This window comes from Nocardiopsis lucentensis DSM 44048 (assembly GCF_000341125.1).
GTDB lineage: Bacteria > Actinomycetota > Actinomycetes > Streptosporangiales > Streptosporangiaceae > Nocardiopsis > Nocardiopsis lucentensis.
On record NZ_ANBC01000717.1, the window covers coordinates 1 to 226 of the forward strand.

The 226-nt window shown below is 75.2% G+C and carries 1 pseudogene; it reads left to right on the forward strand.

Going from position 1 to position 226, the window contains the following annotated elements:
- A pseudogene (locus D471_RS40445) lies at positions 1–226 on the forward strand (ABC transporter ATP-binding protein); the annotation flags it as partial.

Consider the following 226-nt stretch of genomic DNA (forward strand, 5'->3'; position numbering starts at 1 on the left):
GCTCACCCCCACCCGCTACCTCGCCTACACCCGGGAGGCCGCGAAGGCGACCTGGATGACGGTGGGCCGCAGGATGCCGTCCCTGGTCGCGCACGCCCTGCGCCTGGGGTGGCGGGCCAACCGCGTCGACCTGCTGGCGACCGTGGCCTGGAACGTCGGATCCGGGGCGGCCACCGCCTGGGCCCTGGTCATGACCACCCGGGTGCTGGAGCGGCTGTTCGCCGCC